Here is a 7,281-nt window from a genome sequence, read left to right on the forward strand (position 1 = left end):
TCAACAGGGCATCCAGGGACGGCCTGCCCGACCGATGCGCGGTTGCACCATTCCGAAGACGGGCGACCTCGACGCCCGCGTCCCGGGCATGAGCGACGCGAGGGCGCGTCCCGAGCCGCCAGCGCGTGCCCCGATGGCCGGCCCGTGTGAGATTGCCAGGGGCCGATCGTGGCTCGACCTCAGGAGGCGCTGCGGTTTCGCCTAGCAGGCGAAGGACAACCTGGCGCCGCCGGATGCTTCGATGGACTGTCCGGTTACCCAGCGGAATTCGTCCGAGAGCACGGCTGCGATCACGGCGCCCACATCGCTGGCCTCTCCGAGACGCCCCAACCCCGTCTTCTCGACGATGGACTGAATGATCTCCGGATAGCGATCGAACGCATCGTCGCCGATCCGGGTCCTGGTGGCGCCCGGCGCAACGGCGTTCACGCGGATGCCGCGGCGGCCGAACTCCTTGGCCATGTAGCGGGTGAGTACGGTCAGGCCGCCCTTCATCGATGCATAGGCGGAATAGCCCGGCTCCATGCCGCTCTGCAGGGTCGAATTGCTCGTCACATTGACGATGGCACCGCCGTCAGCAAGCACTGGAAGCAGAGCCTGGGTCAGAAAATAGGGTCCCTTGAACAGCACCCGCATGAAGGAGTCGAAGAGCTCCTCGCTGGTGTCCTCGAACAGGGCCATCTGTCCGAAGCCCGCATTGTTGACGAGGTAGTCGAAGGAGCCTGCGTTCCATTCGCGCTGCAGCATTGCCGTTGCCTCATCCCGGAACGCCGCGAAGCTGTCGCTGCGCCCGACATCCAGGTGCAAGGGAACCGCCTTGGCGCCCCTTTGCCTCGCTGCCTCGACCACATCGCGCACGCGATCCTGGCGCTGCTGACGCCGACCGCGCGTCGTGTCGCGGTCGGTGTCAGTCGGCGTTCCGGCGCAACGGCCGGTTTGGCACGCCGCAGGGATCGAAGCTCTTCCTTCCCAGGTGAGGGATCGGCTCAGGCCTTGATCGTCGTCGACTCCTGGCTGGTCCGGCCGAACAGGTCCCGCGCCCCGACGCGATAATGCCCCTCTGATTGGGTCGCATGCAGGTAAACGCTCGACAGCAACCCGACCGGGTTGATGACCTGCCACGGCCCGTTTTCCGTCGCGCTCCAGAGCACGTCGAAGAGCTGCGCGCCGCCATGCGCCGCCGGCTCCCAGAACAGCACCGTGTTGCTGCGGCCGTTGAGGCCGCCGAAACGGCGCCTTCAGCCCTGTCGGCGCCTGAGGCACCTCGCCATCGCGCCGCACCAGGGCGACGAGCGCGGCCGAAGGCAGGGGCATGTCGAGCGGCAGCGTGCAGCTCGTCTGTGCCCCGCCAATCTGGAGATGCTCGATCGTCAGAGCTGGCTCCTGGGCGAGTCGCATCGCCTCCAACTCGACCGGGTTCGCCGGCCGCAACGCGCAGCAACGGATCATCATCGAGTCCGATGTGATGCTCCGCGCCACGACGCCGTCTGACTGCTAGAGGCAAGTTCCTCGCACGAGTCACCGTCATTTTTGCCGGTGCTGGCGTTCTCGCACGGGGCGCACGGATCAGGGCGAGGCCTGACGCTGCTGAAATGCAGCCGCTTGCAGGTATTCAGCCTTCCGACTCTGTCCGTGCTCGGGGAAGGCCAATCTCGCCATGCGGCCCATGCGCCGAGCAAGTGCGCCTCATCGGTTTGCGAAGGGGAAGAGCGTGAGCAAGCCATTGCAGTCGAATACGAATCTCATACAATTCTAGCGTGTGGCTATTTCCGGCTGCGCCGGTCATGCCAAGAGCCGTCTTACCCTACGGAAATGTCGATGGATCCCGATCAGGCGGCCAACAGGGCCGAGGACGCGCTTCTTGAGCTCGCACTTGAAAGTTGGCGTTTCCAGAAGCTCTTCGGGCGAGCGTTGTCCAAGCTGGACCCACTGGAAGCGACACGGTTCACGAACCAGCATCGATATTTCCTCGGAAAGGTCGAAAGCTGCCTGGGAGCATCGGGAATGCGCCTGGTGAACCTCGAAGGCCAGCAATTCGACACCGGGACCGCCGCCACGCCCCTCAATATTGCCGATTTTGGACCAGACGACACCTTGGTCGTCGCGGAAACGATCGATCCGATCGTGATGAATTCTGCCGGCCTGCTGCGCATGGGCACGGTCATGCTCAAGAAGGTTGGAAGATGAGCCACTACGTCGGCATTGATCTGGGCACCACCAACAGCGCAATCTGCTCCTATGACGGGGAGACCGTCCAGCTCTACAAGAGCCCCGAGCAGAACGACGTGACGCCGTCGGCGATCGCGATCGACCGGCGCGGCAACCGCTATATCGGGCAGCGGGCCTACGAGAACGCACCGCGAAATCCGGACAGCACTGCCATGCTGTTCAAGCGGCACATAGGTACCTCGACGCCAATCCGCTTGCCCTCCGTGGGCATTACCATGACACCCGAGGAATGCTCTTCCGAGATCCTTCGCACGCTGTTTGGCTATCTGCCGGAGCAGATCCGCAACGACGAGACCGTGGCCACCGTGATCACCGTGCCGGCGGCGTTCAACCAGATGCAGAAGGACGCCACGATCGAGGCTGCGCGCGCGGCGGGGCTCGGCAAGGTGGCCCTGATGCAGGAGCCCGTTTGCGGCGGTGATGAGCGTCATGCGCAGTCGCCAGGGCGATGGGATCTTCCTGATCTACGACCTTGGCGGGGGAACCCTGGACATCGCCATCGCCCAGAGCATTGGCGGCCGCGTGAGCCTTCTCGGCCAGGGCGGCATCCAGATGTGCGGAGGACGGGATTTCGATCGCATGATCGTCGACAACCTCGTCATGCCCTGGCTTCAGCAGACCTTTGCGTTGCCCGAGGGGTTCTCGTCCCTGCCCGAATACAAGCTGCTGCGTCGTGTCGCGGAGCGGGCGGTGGAGAAGGCGAAGATCGAGCTTTCCAGCCGGGACAATGCGGTGATCGGGGCACAAGAGACGGAATGCGGATGCAAGGACCTGGCGGGTACCGAGATCTATCTCGACGTCAACATCACCCGGGATCAGCTGGGTGGGCTGATCGAGGGCAAGGTCAAGGAATCCGTCCAGGCGGCGCGTGACACGATCGAGCACGCAGGTCTCACTCCACACGACATCGAACGTATCGTCTTCGTCGGCGGTCCGACCCAATACAAGCCGCTGCGCGAGCGCGTCGCGTTCGAGCTTGGCATCGCGCCGTCAACGGACGTGAATCCGATGACGGCGGTTGCCACTGGCGCCGCCATCTTCGCCGAGGCCATCGACTGGAGCGCGCATAGCCGGGGCCGCAAGAGTTCCAGGGGGAGCGTGAGCGTCGGGTCGACACTGGACCTGACGGTGAATTACGCCGCACGAACTCCGGATCAGAAAGCGAAGATCGCGCTGAAGCTCGGATCACCCGCGGCCCCGGGCTCGTCCTTTCAGGTCGACAGTCTCGACACCGGGTGGTCTTCGGGCCGCGCCGAGATCAAGAACGGCACTGTCATCGAGGTGCCCCTTTCGAAGCGGGGCGAGAATACTTTCAAGATGTTCGTCTTTGATCCTGCCGGAGGGCCACTCTCCTTGGCGCAGGATCGCATCGTCATCACGCAGACGGCCGCTACCATCGACGCCATCCCTGCCTCCCACTCGATCGGCGTCGAGGTCCTGGATACCGTTGGCGACATCGCCAGGCTTCATTACCTGGTGAAGGCCGGAGACCAGCTGCCGGCTCGTGGTGTCCAGCCATTCAAGGCTGCTGAGGCACTTCGCGCGGGAGCCTCCGGGTCATTGAAATTCAAGCTCTGGGAGGGGGATATCGATCATCCCGTCTCGGACAATACGTTCATCGGCCTGTTCGAGATTACCGGCAATGACTTCGTCGATGGCGTCATCCCTGCGGGGGCGCCGCTCATCCTCACCTACGAGATCGGCGATGGAGGGAACATCGACCTGAAAGTCGAGATTCCGGCGATCGGTGGGTCGTTCCAGAGCGACAAGAACTTCTATTCCCGCGCTTCCGGAATGATCGACTACAGCAGTGCCGCGAGGCGCATCCTGGACGAGGCGTCGCAAGCGGCCGAACAGCTTGCGGAGGTCTCTGCCAAGGTCGACGACCCGGCGCTCTCCGAAGCGCGCGAGAGGCTGGAGCTGGCGGCTTCGATCAGTGAACAGGAGAGCGATCCCGAAGTCGCCAAGCAGGCCTCCGACAACGTCCAGAGGGCGAAGAGCCTGCTGGCCTCCGCTCGAAAGGCGAATTTCCGCGTCATTCGCCGCATGGAGTTGGATCAGGTCGTTGCGTTCTTCCACGACATGAGGGCCTTGGCAAAGCCGGCGGAGGTCAGCTCCTTCGAGGCCTTGCAGGCAGCCACGGAGCGTCTGATCGGTACGCCCGGCCATGGGTTCGAGGCCAATCTCCAGGAACTCCGCCGCAAGATCGGCACGATCCTTCGCCGCCAGGACTGGTTCATCGTGGACCGCTTCAAGGACTACGCCTCCGCGCCCCATCTCTTCACCKATCCGAAGATGTTCGAGCATCTCGTTGCCGAGGGGGAGCGCGCCATTGCGGCAGGCGATATCGAGGGATTACGGGCGGCGTTTCACGGCCTCGGTGGCATCCGGATCGTTTCCGCGGAGGCCGACGATCTGATCGCGATGACCAATATCGTGACCGCCTGRCATGTCCACGGATCCCTGGCTTCCGATCGGTTTCCAAATCGCGCGCGGCGTAGGCGCTGGCCGCGTGATGCATTCCGGGCCGGGCTGGCAGATCGTCAAGGCGGATGGCGGCGGTCTTGTGCTGCTGATACGCGGCACGCTGCTTCACAGGTGGTTTCAGGATCGGCTGCTCGACGAGGCCGAGGTGTTGAAGGTCACGTTCGGCGAGAATCGGATGGGCGCGATCCTGAGCGAGCGATCGTTCGCGCTCGCGCCGCTGGATCGATGTGCTTCGCCGCGGGACAAGGTGGAGGCACTGTCCTTTGCCGCCGCTATGCGGCAGACGCGCGCTCGCTACCGCGATGGCTCGTTGGAGCGCGCGCTCTATGTGGAGAAGCTGTCGCGGATACTCCCGACCCATGCCGAAGATGCCCTCGCGGGCGACGCGCTCGTTCTGGGTTCGTGGCTGACCGGCGGCTTGCGCGTCTCGGTCGATCCCATGTCCAATGTGCAAAACCTGCTCTCTTGGATGTCGGTCGATCAACTCGCCGATGTGATCCGCGCAGCAGGATTGGAGCCCACCGGCGCCATGTTGATCCCGCGTGCGGAGGCTGAAGCCGCTGAATTCGCCCGAACCGCGGCTGCGAAGGCGAGCGATGGCCGCCTCCGCCTGCCGGGAAGGACGGCGCTCGAGGATTTCTTCAACGACCACGTCGTCGACATCGTCCAAAATCGGTCGCATTACACTGCGCTCGGCATCGGCAACCCCGGCGCGATCGTCCTGGAGGGCCCGCCAGGTTGCGGGAAGACCGTGGCTGTCGAGCGACTGATCGCCCATCTTGGCTGGCCCCATTTCGCCGTGGATGCGAGCAGCGTGGCCAGCCCATACATCCACGAGACCAGCCGGAAGGTGGGGCAGTTGTTCGAGGCCGCGATTGCCGCGGCTCCATCCCTGGTGGTCATCGACGAAATGGATGCCTTCCTGTCCGAGCGCGACGCGGGCGGCGGGCAACATAGGGTAGAAGAGATCGCCGAATTCCTGAGAGCGATCCCGGAAGCGATCAAGGCGGGCGTGCTGATTGTCGGGATGACCAACCGCGTCGACATGATCGATCCGGCGATCCTCCGTCGAGGACGCTTCGACCATGTCGTGAAGGTCGACCACGCTGATCAGACCGAGATGCTCGATTTGTTGCGGGCTCTTCTGGACGGCGTGCCGCTGGCGGATGGCGTGATTCTCGAAACCTATGCAATGCGCCTCGCCGGGCGGCCTCTCTCTGACACCGCCTTCGTCGTCCGTGAAGCTGCGCGACTTGCGGCTCGCGCCCGTATGAGCACCATCGACGATGCATCCTTCTCGAAGGCCGTTGATGCGCTCCCGCAAAGCGGGGCGCCCAAGCCACGCGTCGGCTTTGTCTAGGAGGGGGCGGTGAGTGACATCGACGAAAAGGTGCCTCGAGGGTTCGCGGGATTGACGGCGCTTGCCTCCACGATCTCCGCCGCGCCGACGATCGCGTTGCCGCCAGCTTCCAGCGCGCGCCCCTCTGATCCCGAGGCCCGCTCTCATCAGGGGCGTCGTTCGACTGGTCCTGGATTCTGGACCGGAAGCCGGAAGACGTGGGCGCTCGTCATAGCCGGCATCTGTGTCCTGGCATACCTAAGTGCAAGACCGCAGTCATCGAGCTATGTGCCTCCCTATACGGGTGGTTCGACAACGTCGGCCCTTCCACGAGCAACGCCGCTCCGTAGTTCAGAGTCGATGAAGATCCCGTCTGTCGGTCAGGGTTTGACGTTCTCAGTCGCAGAGATAAGGTATTGCCTTGCGGAGGTGATCAGGCTTGATCATATTGAAGCGATTTCTGACCTAAAGCGCGAGGTGCATATTCGGAATTTGAACTTGCGGATCAATGACTATAATTCTCGTTGTACACGCTATCGCCATCGCGCGTCCGATATGACAATTGCCAAGTCGGACGTTGAAGCGATGCGCGCCGCACTACGATCTGAAGCCGCTGAGCAGATGCTTGCCTGGCGCTGATCAGTTGAAGATCTCGGAAATCCTGTCCGTGCCTGTCTTGAAGAAGGTGCGGATAAGATGTTCCAAGACAGGTACGTTATCGTCGCTCTGGTAGGAAAGGCGGACATAGACCTTCTTGTCGGCTCGCGAGCCCAGGACGAAATGCCCGTCCTCGGTCCAGATGTTGACTTGATGCCAGTCGAGCGCGACGGGCTCATTCGAGCCGAGTATTTTGTGACGTATCAATGTGACGCTGTCATCGCGCACGATGGCCTCACCGAAGCGCAGTGCCTCCCCAGACTGCAGCCTCCTGGCCGTTTCAAGTAGCAGTCGGAGGCCGACGGTCCGCCATATGCGATCGACGAGGTTCGCGTAGATATCGGCTTTGCGCGTGTTGATCGTGAAGGCCGATCGACCATCGCCCAGCATGATCGTATAGGCCGTGCCGGCCGGGAGTCCGCTGGCACCACCCCATCGCAGGCGCGTCACTGCTTCGAGGGTGATGTGATTGTTCTGCCAGGAGACGCCCGTGGACGAGATACTGACCTTGTCCTTGAACAGGGCTCCAATTCCGGCGCTATAGATGAGCCAGCGTTCGAACTCGGCAC

At 63.0% G+C, this 7,281-nt stretch carries 7 protein-coding genes and 1 pseudogene; 5 read left to right on the forward strand and 3 right to left on the reverse strand.

Annotated features, from left to right (window positions below; all coding sequences use genetic code 11):
• Positions 1-201 precede the first annotated feature (201 nt).
• On the reverse strand, positions 202-1,065 hold the full coding sequence (locus AC1DRP_RS16735; RefSeq protein ID WP_476769026.1) for an SDR family NAD(P)-dependent oxidoreductase: 864 nt from the start codon (positions 1,063-1,065) through the stop codon (positions 202-204).
• The gene (locus AC1DRP_RS16740; RefSeq protein WP_441505602.1) at positions 987-1,199 is read right to left on the reverse strand and encodes a hypothetical protein; all 213 of its coding nucleotides are present in this window, start codon (positions 1,197-1,199) and stop codon (positions 987-989) included. The genes AC1DRP_RS16735 and AC1DRP_RS16740 overlap by 79 nt, the downstream gene beginning before the upstream one ends.
• A 403-nt stretch (positions 1,200-1,602) precedes the next feature.
• Here AC1DRP_RS16740 and AC1DRP_RS16745 point away from each other — a divergent pair, with 403 nt between their 5' ends.
• The 5 genes and pseudogenes from AC1DRP_RS16745 to AC1DRP_RS16765 all read left to right on the forward strand — a co-directional run bounded on the left by AC1DRP_RS16745 (position 1,603) and on the right by AC1DRP_RS16765 (position 6,694).
• A complete protein-coding gene (locus tag AC1DRP_RS16745) occupies positions 1,603-2,187 on the forward strand; it encodes a hypothetical protein (RefSeq protein WP_476769022.1) in 585 nt (194 codons plus the stop codon).
• A pseudogene (locus AC1DRP_RS16750) lies at positions 2,184-2,624 on the forward strand (Hsp70 family protein); the annotation flags it as partial. The gene AC1DRP_RS16745 and the pseudogene AC1DRP_RS16750, both read left to right, overlap by 4 nt.
• A 34-nt stretch (positions 2,625-2,658) precedes the next feature.
• The gene (locus tag AC1DRP_RS16755) at positions 2,659-5,271 is read left to right on the forward strand and encodes an Hsp70 family protein (RefSeq protein WP_476769023.1); all 2,613 of its coding nucleotides are present in this window, start codon (positions 2,659-2,661) and stop codon (positions 5,269-5,271) included.
• Positions 5,246-6,076: an ATP-binding protein gene (locus AC1DRP_RS16760; protein WP_476769027.1), complete on the forward strand. Its 831-nt coding sequence runs from the start codon at positions 5,246-5,248 to the stop codon at positions 6,074-6,076. The genes AC1DRP_RS16755 and AC1DRP_RS16760 overlap by 26 nt, the downstream gene beginning before the upstream one ends.
• A gap of 9 nt (positions 6,077-6,085) precedes the next feature.
• Complete coding sequence (locus AC1DRP_RS16765) at positions 6,086-6,694, forward strand: hypothetical protein (RefSeq protein ID WP_476769024.1); 609 nt, start codon at positions 6,086-6,088, stop codon at positions 6,692-6,694.
• On the opposite strand, the gene AC1DRP_RS16770 is transcribed toward AC1DRP_RS16765, so the two are convergent.
• On the reverse strand, positions 6,695-7,281 hold a 587-nt coding region (locus AC1DRP_RS16770; protein ID WP_476769025.1), incomplete at its 5' end, for a hypothetical protein. It lies immediately after the preceding gene.

Source organism: Allobosea sp. 01N443 (assembly GCF_056399325.1).